At 58.3% G+C, this 16621-nt stretch carries 12 protein-coding genes and 1 pseudogene; 8 read left to right on the top strand and 5 right to left on the bottom strand.

From position 1 onward, the window contains the following. Positions 1 to 76: 76 nt before the first annotated feature. Positions 77 to 1507, bottom strand: coding sequence for a methyl-accepting chemotaxis protein (locus AB5Z05_RS09145; RefSeq protein ID WP_368151162.1), 1431 nt, complete (start codon positions 1505 to 1507; stop codon positions 77 to 79). An 82-nt stretch (positions 1508 to 1589) separates the two neighbouring features. On the opposite strand from AB5Z05_RS09145, the gene AB5Z05_RS09140 reads away from it, so the two are divergent. Together AB5Z05_RS09140 and AB5Z05_RS09135 are read left to right on the top strand one after the other, a co-directional pair. Further along, a complete protein-coding gene (locus tag AB5Z05_RS09140; protein WP_005345583.1) occupies positions 1590 to 1862 on the top strand; it encodes an acylphosphatase in 273 nt (90 codons plus the stop codon). A gap of 15 nt (positions 1863 to 1877) precedes the next feature. Further along, a complete protein-coding gene (locus AB5Z05_RS09135; RefSeq protein WP_088868927.1) occupies positions 1878 to 2744 on the top strand; it encodes a CHAD domain-containing protein in 867 nt (288 codons plus the stop codon). A gap of 137 nt (positions 2745 to 2881) precedes the next feature. Here AB5Z05_RS09135 and metG read toward each other — a convergent pair whose 3' ends face one another. Next, entirely contained in the window at positions 2882 to 4915 is a 2034-nt protein-coding gene (gene metG, locus AB5Z05_RS09130) for a methionine--tRNA ligase (protein WP_368151160.1), read from the bottom strand. A 186-nt stretch (positions 4916 to 5101) separates the two neighbouring features. Here metG and apbC point away from each other — a divergent pair, with 186 nt between their 5' ends. From apbC to AB5Z05_RS09110, 4 genes are all read left to right on the top strand, one after another. Further along, positions 5102 to 6184 carry an iron-sulfur cluster carrier protein ApbC gene (gene apbC / locus AB5Z05_RS09125; RefSeq protein WP_368151159.1) on the top strand — a complete coding sequence of 361 codons (1083 nt, stop codon included), beginning with the start codon at positions 5102 to 5104 and terminating at the stop codon, positions 6182 to 6184. A 110-nt stretch (positions 6185 to 6294) separates the two neighbouring features. Next, the gene (gene udk, locus AB5Z05_RS09120; protein ID WP_005352133.1) at positions 6295 to 6939 is read left to right on the top strand and encodes a uridine kinase; all 645 of its coding nucleotides are present in this window, start codon (positions 6295 to 6297) and stop codon (positions 6937 to 6939) included. Positions 6940 to 7002: 63 nt separating this feature from the next. Beyond that, the gene (dcd, locus tag AB5Z05_RS09115) at positions 7003 to 7584 is read left to right on the top strand and encodes a dCTP deaminase (RefSeq protein WP_005336719.1); all 582 of its coding nucleotides are present in this window, start codon (positions 7003 to 7005) and stop codon (positions 7582 to 7584) included. A 377-nt stretch (positions 7585 to 7961) separates the two neighbouring features. Beyond that, positions 7962 to 9434 (top strand): inorganic phosphate transporter, encoded by a 1473-nt coding sequence (locus AB5Z05_RS09110; protein WP_113739567.1) that lies wholly within the window; start codon positions 7962 to 7964, stop codon positions 9432 to 9434. Between the two features lie 196 nt (positions 9435 to 9630). Here AB5Z05_RS09110 and AB5Z05_RS09105 read toward each other — a convergent pair. Beyond that, positions 9631 to 10696 (bottom strand): annotated as a pseudogene (locus tag AB5Z05_RS09105) (IS3 family transposase); the annotation flags it as partial. A gap of 116 nt (positions 10697 to 10812) precedes the next feature. After that, entirely contained in the window at positions 10813 to 13893 is a 3081-nt protein-coding gene (gene rne / locus AB5Z05_RS09100) for a ribonuclease E (protein WP_368151156.1), read from the bottom strand. A gap of 413 nt (positions 13894 to 14306) precedes the next feature. On the opposite strand from rne, the gene rluC reads away from it, so the two are divergent. Continuing rightward, complete coding sequence (gene rluC, locus AB5Z05_RS09095) at positions 14307 to 15251, top strand: 23S rRNA pseudouridine(955/2504/2580) synthase RluC (protein ID WP_368151154.1); 945 nt, start codon at positions 14307 to 14309, stop codon at positions 15249 to 15251. Beyond that, positions 15251 to 15799 (top strand): HAD-IA family hydrolase, encoded by a 549-nt coding sequence (locus tag AB5Z05_RS09090; RefSeq protein WP_368151152.1) that lies wholly within the window; start codon positions 15251 to 15253, stop codon positions 15797 to 15799. The genes rluC and AB5Z05_RS09090 overlap by 1 nt, the downstream gene beginning before the upstream one ends. Before the next feature lie 148 nt (positions 15800 to 15947). On the opposite strand, the gene AB5Z05_RS09085 is transcribed toward AB5Z05_RS09090, so the two are convergent. Beyond that, positions 15948 to 16529, bottom strand: coding sequence for a nucleoside triphosphate pyrophosphatase (locus tag AB5Z05_RS09085; RefSeq protein WP_368151151.1), 582 nt, complete (start codon positions 16527 to 16529; stop codon positions 15948 to 15950). Positions 16530 to 16621: the final 92 nt, after the last annotated feature.

The following is a 16621-nucleotide window of genomic DNA, read 5'->3' as shown; positions in this document are numbered from 1 at the left end:
TCTATGTGGCCCGCAGGTAAAACTCAAACAACCCTGTGTAATGGATGGGGTTGCCCTGATCTGACACCTCATACGGTCAGAGCTTAATCCCCTTGAGCGCCTGGGTCAGCTCGCTGGCGGTGGCTTTCAGCCCTTGTGTGCCGGCTACCGAGGCGCTGGCGGATTCTTCCACCTGCGCCGCTTCATGGCGTACCTGATCCAGATTGTGGGTGATCTCGGCGGCGACCGAGCTTTGCTCTTCGCTCGAGGTCGCGATCTGGGTGCTCATCTCCAGCACCGCATCGCTGTGGTTGCTCAGTTTTTCGATATCGAGCCCCACTTCGCTGATGAGCTGCTGGCTGCTGGCGGCGCGCCCCACGGTTTTCTCCATGATCTCGTTTAGCGCGCCGGTACCGGTCTGCAGCTCTTCGATCATCTGCTGGATCTCCACCGTCGCCTGCTGGGTACGGCTGGCGAGGGTACGCACCTCATCAGCTACCACCGCAAAACCGCGACCCTGCTCACCGGCACGGGCCGCTTCGATGGCGGCGTTGAGGGCCAACAAGTTGGTCTGCTGGGAGATGGCGTTGATGACGTTGACCACCTCGTTGATCCGGTTGGCGTTGTGGGTTAGCCGCTCGACCGCGCCGGAGGCGTTGCCAATCTCGTCGGCCAGAGTACGGATTGCCTCTATGGTGCGGGCTACCCGGTTGGCGCCATTGGCTGCCTCTTCGCTCGACTGGCGGGTTTGTTGCAGGGTGTCGTTGGCATTGCGCGCCACTTCGCGAATGGCGGCTGACATCTGCTCCATGGCGGTGGCCAGTGAATCCATGTGCTGGCGCTGTGAACGCGCCATGGTCTCGCCTTCGCGGGCATGGTCACGAAACTCGTCGGCGGCCATGGTCAGCGCTTCGGCAGACTCCTCCACCAGTTTGACGATCTGGTGCTGGCGGTCGGTAAATCGGTCGATGCTGCCTGCCAGGGTGGAGAACTCATCCCGCACCGGGAAGAAGTTGAGTCGGAAGGTGAGATCGCCGTCCGCCACGGTTTGCAGCGCCTTGTTGGTGGAGTAGAGCGCACCAGAGACAAAGGTCATCATGTAGTGGATCACCAGTGCCATCAGGGCAGCCAGCGCCCCAACCATGGTGAGCGTGGTGCCCTGATCATCCCACATTGAGGAGGTGCTGGTGTCGAGCTCACCAGTGACGTAGCCAGCCTGACCCGCTGGTGCGGTGAAGCGGTAGCGATCGCCCTGCTGTTCGAGCCCGCTCACCCCTTGTGGCTGGATGCGCAGATCTGCTGGCAGAGTGAGCGTTGGCTGCTGGCTGACCAGTTGCGCCGTGGTCTCGACCCGCTGCTGCAACTGCTCAACCTTGAGTTTTATCTCCTGCTCGTGGCTGTTTGCCAGCAGATACCAGCTGAGAAAGGCGATGATCAGCAAGGGAAGCCAGAAGGCGATGTGGAATTTTTCACTGATGGTGAGGTGAATGAGATAGCGGTCAACCCACCGGAATTTAACTTCTTTCATAATGGAGCTGCATCCTGCAGAGATAGAGTGTCGGGCACATTATCGTCTCGGGAATTTTTTTCTTAAGCAGAAGGTGTGAGAAATGGGAGAGCAATCGTTTGTCATTCGGGTGTGGGGGCAGGTGCAGGGGGTGGGATTTCGCTATTTCACCCGTGAGCGGGCGCTGCAACTGGGTTTGCGGGGCCATGCCTACAACCTGGAGGATGGCTCGGTGGAGATCCTCATCAGCGGCCCCGCACAGGGGGTGCAGATGATGCTGGGGTGGCTGGAACATGGCCCGCGCACCGCCCGGGTGACCCGGATGGAGTATGAAGAGGCGCTGCCGCCCACCGGCCAGGGCTTTCACACCAACTGAAGGGGCGGGGACGAGATGGACGCTGACAAGGAAAGTCTGTTGCTGACTCAGGCAACAAGCTGGGTCGCCCGTTATCAGGAGGCGGCGCGAGCGGTGCGCGAAGAGGCCAGCGAACCGGCCGTGCATGGCTACCGTATCGCGGCGCGCCGCTTGCTGGCGCTGCTCGCCCTGTGGCGGCCACTCACCTATCATCCCGAGCTGGAGCGGCGTCTGCTGCGCTCGGTCGGGCGGCTTTCGGCGCTGCGGGATGCTCAGGTCTACGCCGAGCGTTTTGGCAAGCCGCCTGCCAGCACGGGAAATACTCACAAATCTGCCTGTCGCGTACCCCTGTTGTCGAGGCGACTGGCCCGCTGGCTCGCGGCGGTGGTGCAGGTGCAGGATGCGCGGGCATTGGCGTTCCTCTATCAGCAGCATCTGGCCCTGCGCCTTGATGAGGCTCAGAGCGCTCTCGATGAACCTATTCCCTGCGTTGGGAAATCTGCCAGCTCCCGTCAGCAACAGTTGCGCCGCTGGCATCGGCTGCGCCTCGAGATCAAGCAGGCCCGTTATGGCGTGGAACTGTTGCTGGATCTGGGGAGTGGGGAGCCCGGCTGGTTGAGCACCCTGACTCACTGGCAGGAGCGACTCGGCCAGTTGCAGGATTGGCGTCAATGGCGGCGGAGGTTGCGAGCAGAGCAGGAGGGCACCTACAAGCAGACGAAATTGCGGCAGCAGTTGAAGAGGAAGATCACCACCCGTTTGCGTCAACTGGACTGCCAGCAGGCGGAGCTGGTAGCGCTCAAACTGGCTATGCAGGCAGACCACAACATGAATGACATGCCAAGTCGGGTGATCAGCTATCCAGAACAAAATGTATCGTCCGCCAAGTCAAGCGGTGGATAGCCCCAAGGCCGCAATCTGCGGACGTCATCCGCGACCAGCATCTACAAAAACTCTCCAAGCCACAAATGCGAAACAAAAAAAGAGAGGCCGTTTGGCCTCTCTTCTCTATCTGGCTGTGGTCGCAGTCAGCGATACGCTTACTTGACGCGCATACCCGGCTGGGCGCCTTCCTGCGGCTCCAGGATCCAGAGATCCTTGCCGCCCGGGCCTGCGGCCAGCACCATGCCTTCGGACATGCCGAAACGCATCTTGCGCGGCGCCAGGTTGGCCACCATCACGGTCAGCTTGCCTTCCAGATCTTCCGGGTTGTAGGCGGACTTGATACCGGCAAACACCTGACGGGTCTCGCCGCCGATATCCAGTTGCAGCTTGAGCAGCTTCTCGGCTTCCGGTACCGCTTCGGCCTTCTTGATCAGCGCGACGCGCAGGTCAATCTTGGCAAAATCGTCATAGGTGATGGTTTCGCTGATGGGGTCATCAGCCAGCGGGCCGGTCACTTTCGGTGCCTGCTCCTTGGCCAGGTCTTCCTTGGATGCTTCGATCATGGCTTCAATCTTCGCCGGCTCGATGCGGGAGAAGAGGGCCTTGAACGGCGCAACGGTGTGATTGACCAGCGGCATCTCGATGCCATCCCAGCTGAGGGTTTCGGCCAGGAAGGTTTCGGCACGTTCGGCCAGCAGCGGCATGACGGGCTTGAGGTAGGCCATTAGCACGCGGAACAGGTTGATGCCGACCGAGCAAACCGCTTGCAACTCGGCGTCAGCCCCTTCCTGCTTGGCGATAACCCAGGGAGCCTTGTCGTCCACGTAGCGGTTGGCCTTGTCGGCCAGCGCCATGATCTCGCGGATGGCGCGGCTGAACTCGCGGCTCTCATAGGCTTCGGCAATGGCGGTACGGGCATTGGCGAATTCGGCGTAGAGCTCGGGCTCGGCGCAGGTTGCCGCCAGCTTGCCGCCAAAGCGCTTGGCAATAAAGCCGGCGTTGCGGGAGGCGAGGTTGACCAGCTTGTTGACCACGTCGGCGTTGACGCGCTGCACGAAATCTTCGAGGTTCAGGTCCAGATCATCGATGCGGCTGTTGAGCTTGGCAGCGTAGTAGTAACGCAGGCACTCCGGATCCAGGTGGTTCAGGTAGGTGGATGCCTTGATAAAGGTGCCCTTGGACTTGGACATCTTGGCGCCGTTGACGGTCACATAACCGTGCACGTTGACCTTGGTCGGCTTGCGGAAGTTGGCACCTTCCAGCATGGACGGCCAGAACAGGCAGTGGAAGTAGGCAATATCTTTACCGATGAAGTGGTAGAGCTCGGCGTCGGAGTCCGCTTTCCAGTAGCTGTCAAAGTCGATGTCGCCACGCTTGTTGCACAGGTTCTTGAAGGAAGCCATGTAGCCGATGGGGGCATCGAGCCAGACGTAGAAGTACTTGCCCGGGGCGCCGGGAATTTCGAAACCGAAGTAGGGGGCGTCACGGGTGATGTCCCACTGCTGCAGGCCGCTCTCGAACCACTCCTGCATCTTGTTGGCCATCTCTTCCTGAATGGCGCCAGAGCCGCGCACCCACTCTGAGAGCCATTTTTCAAACTGCGGCAGGTCGAAGAAGAAGTGCTCGGAGTCCTTCATTACCGGAGTTGCGCCGGAGACGGCAGATTTCGGATCGATCAGCTCTGTCGGGCTGTAGGTGGCGCCGCAGCTGTCACAGTTGTCGCCATACTGCTCCGGAGACTTGCACTTGGGGCAGGTACCCTTGACGAAACGGTCCGGCAGGAACATGGATTTTTCCGGGTCGAACAGCTGGGAGATGGTGCGGCTCTTGATAAAGCCACCATTTTTCAGGCGGCCGTAGATCAACTCCGCCAGCTCGCGGTTTTCTTCGCTGTGGGTGGAGTGATAGTTGTCAAAGCTGATGTTGAACCCGGCGAAGTCGGCCTGGTGCTCCTTGGAGACAGCGGCAATCATCTCTTCCGGGGTGATCCCCATCTGCTGTGCCTTGAGCATGATCGGGGTGCCGTGGGCATCATCGGCACAGATGAAGTGCACCTGATGACCGCGCATTCGCTGATAACGAACCCAGATATCGGCCTGGATATGTTCCAGCATGTGGCCAAGATGGATGGAGCCATTGGCATAGGGGAGGGCGCAGGTTACCAGCATTTTACGAGGATCAGTTGCCATATTACGTTCTTGATGTGCTTGTTGGGATGATAGAGTGCCGTGCATGTTACCCGAATTGGGGGTAGCCTGCCTAGGGTTGTGGCTATGCCAACCTTGGCAGCACCTGCTGTTACGATGGTAGGCAAGCCACTGATTTGTGTGCGGTAACCGTTCACCTCAAGATAATGACAAGATAATGAGGAGTTAATGGTGATTGATTCAGTAAAACAGATCCTCGCCGAATTTAAGCCAGCAGGCTGGCACAAGGATCTGGTGGATGCCGGATTCGTTCGCGAGATCATCAATCAGGGTCAGGGGCTCACTATCCAGCTGGTCTTGCCGTTTGCCGGTCTCTCGCTGCTCGATCAGCTCAAAGAGAACTACGATGCCAGGCTGCGTAGTGCCACCGGCGCTGCCCGTATCGACTGGGCACTGGAGATTGACGTCGCCAGCATGCCGCGGGCGCAGGGCCTCAATGCCGTGCAGGGCATTCGCAACATCATCGTGGTTGCCTCCGGCAAGGGGGGGGTGGGCAAATCCACCACCGCGGTCAATCTGGCGCTGGCGCTGCAAAAAGAGGGGGCGCGGGTCGCCATTCTCGATGCCGATATCTATGGCCCTTCCATTCCCACCATGATGGGCACCCTCAAAGAGCGCCCGGTCAGCCATGACGGCAAGCTGATGGAGCCGGTGATGGCCTGCGGCCTCAAGAGCAACAGTATCGGCTATCTGGTCTCCGAGCAGGATGCCACCATCTGGCGTGGCCCGATGGCGAGCAAGGCGCTGGCGCAGATCCTTCATGAGACCCGCTGGGGCGAGGTGGATTATCTGGTGGTCGACATGCCGCCGGGCACTGGCGATATCCAGCTCACCATGGCCCAGCAGGTGCCGACTTCGGCGGCGGTGATTGTCACCACCCCGCAAGATGTGGCGCTGGCCGATGCCCGCAAGGGGATCGCCATGTTCAACAAGGTCAATGTGCCGGTGCTCGGTATTATCGAGAACATGAGCTACCACGTCTGCAGCGCCTGTGGTCATCATGAGCCGCTGTTTGGTACCGGTGGCGGCCAGAAGATGGCAGAGCAGTATCAAGTGGCGCTGCTTGGCCAGTTGCCGCTGCACATCGACATCCGCCAACACATGGATGATGGCTGCCCGACGGTGTTCGGCGCACCGGAAGGGAGCCTGGCTCAGGCCTATTTGAAGCTGGCGCGCAGGGTAGGGGCTGAACTCTTTTTCAGCGCAAAACCGATTGCGACCCCCCTCTATGCCATGGCGCTGGATGAATAATCGGCGGTCGGTCACTTGAAAGGGAATTGAGGGTGGGCATGACCCACCCTTTTTTATATAATGGATCGGTTTAAACCATCCCCACTGCTCTTCTCTTTTAGGTATTTGTCATGTCTGATACTCAACATTCGTGTGTGATCATCGGTATTGCGGGCGCATCTGCGTCTGGCAAAAGTCTTATAGCCCAGACCATTTATGAAGAGCTGGTGGCCGAACTGGGCGCAGGTCAGATTGGTGTGATCACCGAAGATTGCTACTACCGTGATCAGACCCACCTGACCATGGAAGAGCGGGTCAAGACCAACTATGACCACCCTAACGCGCTGGATCACGACTTGCTGGTACAGCACCTGAGCCAGCTGGTTAAAGGTGACGCGGTTGCCATTCCCCAGTACTCCTACACCGAACACACCCGGATGAACGAAGTGACCCCGTTTGCGCCGCGCCGGGTGATCATTCTGGAAGGGATCCTGCTGCTGACCGACAGCCGTCTGCGGGACCTGATGGATGCCTCCATCTTTATGGATACCCCGCTCGACATCTGCCTGCTGCGCCGTCTGGTGCGTGACGTGCAGGAGCGTGGCCGTACCATGGACTCCGTGCTCAAGCAGTACCAGAAGACGGTACGTCCGATGTTCCTGCAGTTTATCGAGCCGTCCAAACAGTATGCCGATGTGATCGTGCCCCGTGGTGGCAAGAACCGCATCGCCATCGACATGCTCAAGGCGCGTATCCGCCACATGTTGATTGGTTAAGATGAAACAAGCCGGGTGATGCCCGGCTTTTTTAAAAGCACAATTTGTCAGGAGAGTCGCCCAATGCGTCTGTGTGATACCGATATTGAACGCCATCTGGATGAAGGCAAGATCGTCATTGAGCCACGGCCCGGGGTAGAGCGGATCAGTGGTGTCAGTGTCGATGTGCTGCTGGGTAACGAGTTTCGGGTGTTTCGCGATCATACCGCGCCCTATATCGACCTGAGCGGCCCGAGCAGCGAGATGGCCGATGCCATCGATCGGGTGATGAGTGACGAGATCCACATCCCCGATGGCGAAGCCTTCTACCTTCACCCGGGTCAGCTGGCGCTGGCGGTGACCTATGAATCTGTCACCCTGCCTGCCGATATCGTCGGCTGGCTGGATGGCCGCTCTTCACTGGCACGCCTGGGTTTGATGGTGCACGTGACCGCGCACCGGATCGATCCGGGTTGGTCCGGTCGCATCGTGCTGGAGTTCTACAACGGCGGCAAACTGCCGCTGGCACTGCGCCCGAAGATGAAAATTGGCGCCTTGAACTTCGAGATGCTCTCCGGCGTCGCGGCCCGTCCCTACAACAAGCGGGAAAATGCCAAGTACAAGAGCCAGCAGGGCGCTGTTGCCAGCCGCATCAATCAGGACTGATAACTGGCAACACGGCAACGATTCAAGGGAGCACAAGGTGCTCCCTTTTTGCATCTGGAATCAAACGGATATGGGGCTGATGGTGCTGGTCGGATGAGATTGGCGGGGCAGGGACGTTTTATCACCACTTTCGCCCGTTTTTCTGTCATAAAAACGTCATAAAAATGAAATTATTGGCTTAATTGTCAGCTATTTTTGCCCTTTCCCGCAATCATTGATGGCTTTAATTAATCGATGGCAAGCCGCATGAAGACTGGCTCTAGGATATTTTTTTCCAAAAAGCTCTTTTTTTTTATGGCTGAAATATTTCAATGGTGGCTATGGTGTTGGCCGCCATCTGGCATAATCCGCCGCAACTCATAAACAGGCTTTTTTTTATGTTTGAAATGTTTAGTGGTTTGGGTTTGTGGTGGTCAATCGGTTTGGTATTGGCCGTTTTTTTTGTGCTTGCCTATGAATTTATCAACGGCTTTCACGATACCGCCAACGCGGTAGCAACGGTTATCTATACCAAGGCGATGCCAGCTCACCTGGCGGTCGTTGCATCGGGGATCTTCAACTTTTTTGGCGTCATGTTCGGCGGTCTGGGTGTGGCCTATGCCATTGTCCATCTGCTGCCCATCGACCTGCTGCTTGGGATGGACTCCACCCAAGGGTTGATCATGGTCTTCTCCTTGCTGTTTTCCGCCATCGTGTGGAACCTGGGCACCTGGTTCTTCGGGATCCCGGCTTCCAGTTCACATACCTTGATCGGTTCCATTCTGGGGGTAGGCGGCGCCTATGCCTGGATCACCCATAAACCGGTGACAGAAGGGATCAACGTGGGCAAAGCGATCGACATCATGCTGTCCCTCATCATCTCTCCCACCATCGGCTTCATCATCGCGGCGCTGCTGCTGCTGGCGATGAAGCGTATCTGGACCAGCAACAAGATCCACAAAACACCGGAAGAGCGTCAGCTGGTGGATGGCAAGAAGCACCCGCCATTCTGGGCGCGTCTGACCCTGGTGGCCTCGGCCATGGGCGTCAGCTTCGTGCACGGCTCCAACGATGGCCAGAAGGGCATCGGTCTGGTGATGCTGGTGCTGATCTGTATGGCGCCAGCCTATTTCGCACTGGACATGAACAGCCGCGCCTATGATCTGGACCGGACCCAGGATGCCAACCAGCGCATCATGGAGATCTACCAGCGCAACCAGTCCGCCCTCTCTGGCGTCATCAACTTCTCTGCACCGGCAACGGCTCAGGAGGAGCTGATGACTCACTGCTCCGCCGATGGCGTGCTGCAGGCGATGGCCACCCTGGATGTCCGTCTGGGTGCCGTGCGTACTTATGATCAGATGAGCCTGACCGACCGCCGCGAAGTGCGTCGTCTGCTGCTCTGTATCGATGACACCGCCCGCAAGGCTGCCAAGCTGCCGCTGCCAGCCAAGGAGCTGACCGATCTGGCCAAATGGCGCAAAGATCTGACCGCGACCGCTGAATACGCACCGACATGGGTGATCGTCTCCATCGCACTGGCGCTGGGTTGCGGCACCATGGTGGGCTGGCGTCGTATCGTTCATACCGTGGGCGAGAAGATCGGCACCACCGGCATGACCTACAGCCAGGGCATTGCAGCCCAGATCACTGCTGCAACCTCCATCGGGGTCGCCAGTCTGACCGGTATGCCGGTGTCCACCACCCATATTCTCTCTTCTGCGGTGGCGGGTACCATGATTGCCAACAAATCCGGCCTGCAGAGCCAGACCATCAAGACCATCCTGATGGCCTGGGTATTGACTCTGCCGCTGACCATGCTGCTCTCCGGCGGCCTGTTCATCGTTAGCCACCATCTGTTTGGTGGATAATATCGCTATTTTTCTAAGGGCCTGTGGGCCCTTTTTTCATATCTGTGATTGGCTTTGATATGCCAACAAACAAAGTGTTGTATTGAAATTATCAATAGGTGTGATACTGAACATTGACGCTTTGAATGAACTTTCTCAGAAATATCCAAAGCGCAAACACAGGAGAAACCAGGGCGTTTTCCTGTAGTAACACTCCCTTCAAAATCCCGTTCATCCGCTCCGCCAACGCATTCTGGTAACAGTCATCCCCATCCGTCATCGAGCATTTCACTCCGTACCGTTCATGTAATGACTGATACAGCCCCGAGCAATACTGCACGCCGCGGTCCGAGTGATGGATAAGCTCCCCGCCGCCACACCGTTGCTTCAGCGCTTTCTTGAACGCCATCGCAACCGACTCCGCGTGCATCCCTTCGTGCACGTGATGGCCCACTATCTTGCGTGAGTACGCATCCGTCACCAGGCTCAGGTACAGCGGCCCGCTCCTGGCTGGCAGATAGGTGATATCTGCGACCCAGACCTGCTCCGGGGCCACCGGTGTGACCTGCTCTGGCCCCGCCTTGAGCAAGTTGGGATGGCGGTAGAAAAGGTGAAAACTGTGGGTGGTCTTGTGATACGCCCGCTTAGGCTGCACCAGCAGGCGGTGCTCGGCCAATATCTGAAACAGCCTGTCCCGCCCGACCTTGAGCCCGCCATCATCCTGACCCTGCAGCAGATAATGCAGCTTGCGGGTGCCCACCCGAGGTTGTCGCAGTCGAACCTGACGCACGAAGCGCACCACCTGCAATCCCTGTGCATGGCGCTCGTCGGCGACCCGATTGCGCTTGTAGTAAGCCTGCCGGCTTATCCCCAGAAACAGGCAAGCCCTGACAATGCTCAGCCTCTCGACTTGCCGCTGCGAGAGGACTTGCCGGGTCGCTTTTTTACGATGGAGACGCCGTAGTCATTCTTCAGTACATCGACGACGGCCTCAAAGAACTGCGCCTTCTGACTCATCAGCGCCAGCTGCTGATCGAGTTCCTTGATGCGCGGTTGTCGGGGTCAGGCATGGTGATGCTCCTGCCGGCACGCACAGAAGCCCCCTGGCTCCAATCTTGCCGACCATGTTTACGCAACCATACCAGAACGGTGGAGTGGCCCTGAATGCCATAACGCACCTGAGCCTGTTTGTAGGTGAGCTCGCCTTTTTCAATCTGCTCGACCAGTGCCAGTTTAAAAGTCAGCGAGTAATCGCGCTGTGTCCGTTTCACACCTTGTCCCATCGGGTTCTCCATTTATTGGGGGGGAAAGGTGTAAACCATATTCAGGACGGGACAAGAGAAATAAAAAAGCCACACCGGTTGGTGTGGCTTTTGTTTAGGGGATCAACCCGGGTTGCTTAGGGGCGACCGGCCGGGCAGGTGGCCACGTTGACGGCGGCTGTGCTGCCACCATGACGACCTGATGTGCTCACTTCGTTGCGTACCAGCGGCGGGTAGTTAACCGGCTCACGAGCAGGCAGGGCAGGGGCTTCGGCAGGAGTTGCCATCGGGGCGGATGCTTTGCGGGCACGAGCCAGCAGGCCAGCACCGTGAGCTACCTGTTTGGTCACGACCGGAGTCTCTTCCACTGCAACGGTAGCGACAGGTGCCGGGGCTTCGACAACCGCAGTTGGCATCTCGACGGCAACCGCTACAGCTTCCACAGCAGGAGTGCTGACAGCAGTGGCCTCTTCAACAACCGGAGCAGCTTCAACGACTTCAGCGGCAGCAACGTTGACAGCCGGAGCGGTGACAACGGCAACTTCCGGCTCTGCAGCAACCACGCCTTCTGCGACAGCTGCAACAACCGGACTAGCGATCATATCGGCTTGAGTTGCGTCGACCTGGGCAGCAGCCTGCTCGGCAGCTTCTTCAGCAACGGCTTCGACAACCACATGCTCGGTCAGTGCCGCAGAGGCTTGCAGGGCAGCTGCTACGGCTTCAGCGCTCGGGATGGTGACAACAGGCACTACCGGCTCTTCAACCTGCGCTTTGGCAATATCGGCCTGGGCGGCGGTAGTCAGAGTAGGCTCGGCTTGTTGCTCTTCATCACGCTGGCTACGTGCTTCTTCATTAATACGCTTGCGACGTTGGCCTTCGATGCGCTGGCTGCGCGGAGTACGGCGTGAACGGCGCTGGCCTTCACTCTGCTCTTCCTGCTCGTTGCCCACGGTAGCATCGATCACGTCAGCTTGCGTTGGTACTTCGTCAACCGGCAGGGCAGGGGTGTCAGCAGCGGCGACATCGACGCGGATCTGCTTGCGCAGTTGGCGACGTTCGCGGCGCTCGGCCACTTTCTGCTCTTTTTCCTGACGTGGCTGGGCGGCAGTTGCATCGACGGTATCTACCGCGTCAACAACGACTTCGGCGCGCGGCTCACGGGGCGCACGAGGTTCACGGGCCGGACGTGGTGCACGTTCCTGGCGCGGTTCGCGAGGCTCGCGTTCCTGACGGGGTTCACGTTCCATGCGCACTTCGCCACGAGCTTCACGCTCCTGACGAGGCTCGCGCTCTTTGCGGGGACGGCGATTGCGGTTTTCACCGGCTTCGCGGTTGCCACCTTCACGCTTCTCGCCAGCTTCCGCATTGTTGCGGTTGCCACGATTGTCGTCACGACGAGGACGCTGACCACGGCCACGGCCTTCTTCGCGCTGGTGACGTTGACCTTCATCCTTGCGTGCTTCACGGGCTGCTGGTTTCTCGGCGGGCGCTTTCACGTCGGCAGGGGCTGCATCGCTGCTGAACAGGCCGGTAATGCCTTTGATCAGCTTGCTGAAGAAGCCGACTTCGGCAGGGGCCGCAACAACGGGAGCCGCCGGCTGTTGCGGTGCAACAGGGGCCGGTTGTGCCGGTTGGGCAAAGCCTTGCAGCAGCGGTTGCTCACGCTCGATCACCTGAGCTTGCTTCGGTTGGTAGACCGGCTTGGCAATCTCGGTTTTCAGCTCGTAGCTGGCCGCTTCCGGGATCTCGTTCTGACGAATGCGGGTTACTTCGTAGTGCGGGGTTTCCAGATGCTGGTTCGGAATGATGTAAACACGCACATCATTGCGCTGTTCCAGACTGGCGATGGCGGCGCGCTTCTCGTTAAGCAGATAGGCGGCAACATCCACCGGCACCTGGCCGTGAACCTGCTCGGTGTTGTCCTTCATGGCCTCTTCTTCGATGAGACGCAGGATGGACAGGGCGAGGGATTCGTTGTCACGGATCACGCCCTGACCCTGGCAACGAGGGCAGATATGGCTGCTGGATTCGTTGAGGGAGGGGCGCAGACGCTGGCGAGACATCTCCAGCAGACCGAAACGGGAGATCCGCCCCAGCTGGATGCGGGCACGATCCTGATGCACCGCTTCACGCAGACGGTTTTCCACTTCGCGCTGATGGCGAACCGGGGTCATGTCGATGAAGTCGATTACGATCAGGCCACCCAGGTCGCGCAGACGCAATTGACGGGCAATTTCGTCGGCCGCTTCCAGGTTGGTTTGCAGCGCAGTCTCTTCGATATCGCCGCCCTTGGTGGCGCGGGAGGAGTTGATATCGATGGAGGTCAGTGCTTCGGTCGGATCGATAACGATGCTGCCGCCGGAGGGGAGGCGCACTTCACGCTGGAAGGCAGATTCTATCTGGCTCTCAATCTGGAAGTGGTTGAACAGGGCTACTTCACCCTTGTACAGCTTCACACGGTTGAGGAAATCGGGACGTACCAGCTCGATATGAGCCTTGGCACGTTCGAAAATCACCGGATTGTCGATCAGAATTTCGCCCACATCGCGACGCAGATAGTCACGGATGGCACGCACGATGACGTTGCTTTCCTGGTGGATCAACACCGGCGCAGCGCGCTCCTGGGAGGCCTTGTGGATAGAGTCCCAGTGGTTGAGCAGGACGTTCAGATCCCACTCCAGCTCTTCCGGAGACTTGCCCACACCGGCGGTACGCACGATCAGGCCCATGCCTTCCGGCACGGTCAACCCACTCAGGGCTTCTTTCAGTTCAGTCCGCTCATCACCCTCGATGCGGCGGGAGATACCACCGGCACGGGGGTTGTTGGGCATCAGTACCAGGTAGCTACCTGCCAGGCTGATAAAGGTGGTGAGGGCTGCACCCTTGGTGCCACGCTCTTCCTTGTCGATCTGGACGATAACTTCCTGACCTTCGCGGACCACTTCTTTGATGTTGGGACGACCCTGATAGGAGTAACCGGAGGGGAAGTAATTGCGGGCGATCTCCTTCAACGGCAGGAAACCGTGGCGCTCGGCGCCGTAGTCGACAAAAGCAGCTTCAAGGCTGGGTTCTACGCGGGTGATCTTACCCTTGTAAATGTTCGCTTTCTTCTGCTCGTGTCCCGGACTTTCAATATCCAAATCGTAGAGCTGTTGTCCGTCAACCAGCGCTACGCGCAACTCCTCTTCTTGAGTTGCGTTGATAAGCATTCTTTTCATTGAGTTCTCATTATTGTGTCATTTTGATTTCCTCCATCTGGGTCCTGCCAGCGCCGGCCTCGGGTCTTCAGCATACTGGGGCAACCTCCCGGTTGGGGTATGCATGAGGCGCAAACTAAGGGCGTTCTGGTCATCACTTCTCGAGAAGGAATGAATAAGGATGCCGAAATGGAGACAAATAAACGGTGATGTTTGTGTTCTCCATGCGTTGTACCTCGCACCCGGGAACCGTCATGTTCTTGTATACACGGTGTTTCGGGATTGGGTGGCATACTTTTTGGCCACTTAGTACAAGGCTTGAACACAATGACAAAACCTTGTTTATTATCCCATTTAAACCTCTTTTATAGCAAGGCGCCATTTTTCAACAAACCATGCAGCCAAGGGGCGCTGGCAGTGTTAAAATCCGCGCCATGACACAGATACAACAACAAGTGCAGCTGCTCACCATCGAAGCTGAGCATGACGGGCAGCGCATCGACAATTTTCTCAAGACTCAGCTAAAGGGCGTCCCCAAGAGCCTGATCTATCGCATCCTTCGCAAAGGTGAAGTGCGAGTAAACAAAAAGCGCATCAAACCGGAGTACAAACTCTGCGCAGGTGACGAGGTGCGGGTGCCCCCCGTGCGCGTTGCCGAGAAGAATGAGCTGCCTTCGGCAAACCTCGGGGTTATCCAGCGTCTGGAGAGCCAGATCCTGTTCGAAGACGATGCCATGATCGTGCTGAACAAGCCCTCCGGCATGGCAGTACACGGTGGCAGCGGCCTGAGCTTTGGCGTGATTGAAGGGCTGCGAGCCCTGCGGCCGGAAGCCCGTTTCCTCGAATTGGTTCATCGACTGGATCGCGACACCTCTGGTGTATTGCTGGTTGCCAAGAAGCGCAGCGCCCTGCGCAGCCTGCATGAGCAGTTGCGCGTCAAGACCATGCGCAAACAGTATCTGGCGCTGGTGCGTGGCAAGTGGCAGGCTCACGTCAAGGTGGTTAATGCGCCGCTGCGCAAAAACGACCTGCAGTCTGGCGAACGGGTGGTGCGGGTCAGTGCCGATGGCAAGCCCTCCGAAACCCGGTTCCGTATCGTGCGTCAATTTGCCGAAGCGACCCTGGTCGAGTGCAGCCCCATTACTGGTCGTACCCACCAGATCCGCGTGCACACCCTGCATGCCGGTCACCCGATCGCCTGTGACGATAAGTACGGTGAAGCGGCGTTTGACGAGAAAATGCGCAGCCAAGGGCTGAAACGGCTCTTTTTGCATGCCTGGAAGCTCAGCTTCACCCATCCGGCCGATGATCGCGAAATGCAGGTAGAAGCGCCGCTGGCACCTGAACTCGACAACTTCCTCAACGGCTTGCCACGCTGATGCAGGATATCCGGCTCGCCATTTTCGATTGGGACGGTACCCTGATGGATTCGGTGGGCCGGATTGTGGCCTGTGTGCAGGGGGCCGCCAGAGATTGTGAGCTGGCGGTACCTGCACCAGCCCAGATCCGGCAGATCATCGGATTGAGCCTCGATGTCGCCATGTCCCGCCTGTTCCCTTTGCGTAGCGACAGTGGCACCGCCATTGATGAGCGCCAGATTGCCATGCTCATCGATCGCTATCGTCATCACTATCTGCACGACACCACCCCCAGCCCGCTGTTTTCTGGGGCAGGGGAGCTGCTGCATGACTGGCAGTCACGGGGGCTACACCCGTTGTTTGTGACCAGTCGTGGGGCCGATGAGGCTCGCTCCAAGCCTGATCCGCTGATGCTTGAGCAGATCCTGGACGAGCTGGGGCTGTCACCCCGGCAGGCCGTCATGATCGGCGACTCTGTTCACGATATGGCGATGGCCGAGGCAATTGCCATGCCGCGCATTGGCGTTACTTGGGGTGTAGATAGTCGGGATGCCCTCAGTCGTCACTGACCTGTGGCGGTGGTGGACTCCATGACGGCTCTTCGCGGGCTGTTATAGACGCCTCTCTTTAAGAGACATCGATCTGATTGATAACAGAAGCCCGGTCTATTGACCGGGTTTTTTATATGCTCGTTCTAGCTTATCTATTGGTCCGCAATCAGGGCAGGGCAATACCGTGGCGCTCCAGCAGTTCGATCAGGCCGATCAGCGGCAGACCGATCAAGGCGTTAGGGTCGCGCCCCTCCAGCCCCTTGAACAGCACGATCCCCATCCCTTCGCATTTGAAACTGCCCGCACAATCGAGGGGCAGTTCAGCCTCTACATAGCGGCGAATGGCGGATTCGTCGAGATCGCGAAAGTGGACCGTAAACGGTTCAATCAATTGATGAATCTCATTGGTTGCAGCGTTAAGTACGCACAGCCCGGTGTAAAAGGTGACGCTGCGACCTTGAGCCGCCATCAGCTGGGCGATGGCATTGTCGATGGTGCCCGGTTTGCCGAGGATGCGTCCATCGCAGACACACACCTGATCAGAACCGATGATCAAGCCGTGATCACGATGTTGGGCGATGGCATCAGCCTTGACACGGGCCAGTCTGGCCACCAGCGCCTCGGCGGATTCGCCAGCCAGCGGGCGTTCATCCACATCGGGGGCGGCACATTCAAAGGGGAGGCCGAGCTTCTCCAGCAGGGCTTTGCGATAGCGAGAAGTTGAGGCGAGGATCAGATTCTGTGGCATAATCAGGTACCGATGAAAGCGAGTACCGGCATTCTAGGGACTTGTGACGTTAAAATCATCGGCGGTAAGGACTTTTTCCTTTGACTATCAGT

It is taken from the genome of Aeromonas sp. R2-4, assembly GCF_040908365.1.
Lineage (GTDB): Bacteria > Pseudomonadota > Gammaproteobacteria > Enterobacterales > Aeromonadaceae > Aeromonas > Aeromonas veronii.
Note: the sequence above shows the minus strand (reverse complement) of the source record. Positions and strands in the feature narration are given on the sequence as shown.

Coding starts and splice junctions, on each gene's coding strand:
- AB5Z05_RS09145 (WP_368151162.1), bottom strand. CDS start 1,507: ATGAAAGAAGTTAAATTCCGGTGGGTTGACCGCTATCTCATTCACCTC.
- AB5Z05_RS09140 (WP_005345583.1), top strand. CDS start 1,590: ATGGGAGAGCAATCGTTTGTCATTCGGGTGTGGGGGCAGGTGCAGGGG.
- AB5Z05_RS09135 (WP_088868927.1), top strand. CDS start 1,878: ATGGACGCTGACAAGGAAAGTCTGTTGCTGACTCAGGCAACAAGCTGG.
- metG (WP_368151160.1), bottom strand. CDS start 4,915: ATGGCAACTGATCCTCGTAAAATGCTGGTAACCTGCGCCCTCCCCTAT.
- apbC (WP_368151159.1), top strand. CDS start 5,102: ATGGTGATTGATTCAGTAAAACAGATCCTCGCCGAATTTAAGCCAGCA.
- udk (WP_005352133.1), top strand. CDS start 6,295: ATGTCTGATACTCAACATTCGTGTGTGATCATCGGTATTGCGGGCGCA.
- dcd (WP_005336719.1), top strand. CDS start 7,003: ATGCGTCTGTGTGATACCGATATTGAACGCCATCTGGATGAAGGCAAG.
- AB5Z05_RS09110 (WP_113739567.1), top strand. CDS start 7,962: ATGTTTGAAATGTTTAGTGGTTTGGGTTTGTGGTGGTCAATCGGTTTG.
- rne (WP_368151156.1), bottom strand. CDS start 13,893: ATGAAAAGAATGCTTATCAACGCAACTCAAGAAGAGGAGTTGCGCGTA.
- rluC (WP_368151154.1), top strand. CDS start 14,307: ATGACACAGATACAACAACAAGTGCAGCTGCTCACCATCGAAGCTGAG.
- AB5Z05_RS09090 (WP_368151152.1), top strand. CDS start 15,251: ATGCAGGATATCCGGCTCGCCATTTTCGATTGGGACGGTACCCTGATG.
- AB5Z05_RS09085 (WP_368151151.1), bottom strand. CDS start 16,529: ATGCCACAGAATCTGATCCTCGCCTCAACTTCTCGCTATCGCAAAGCC.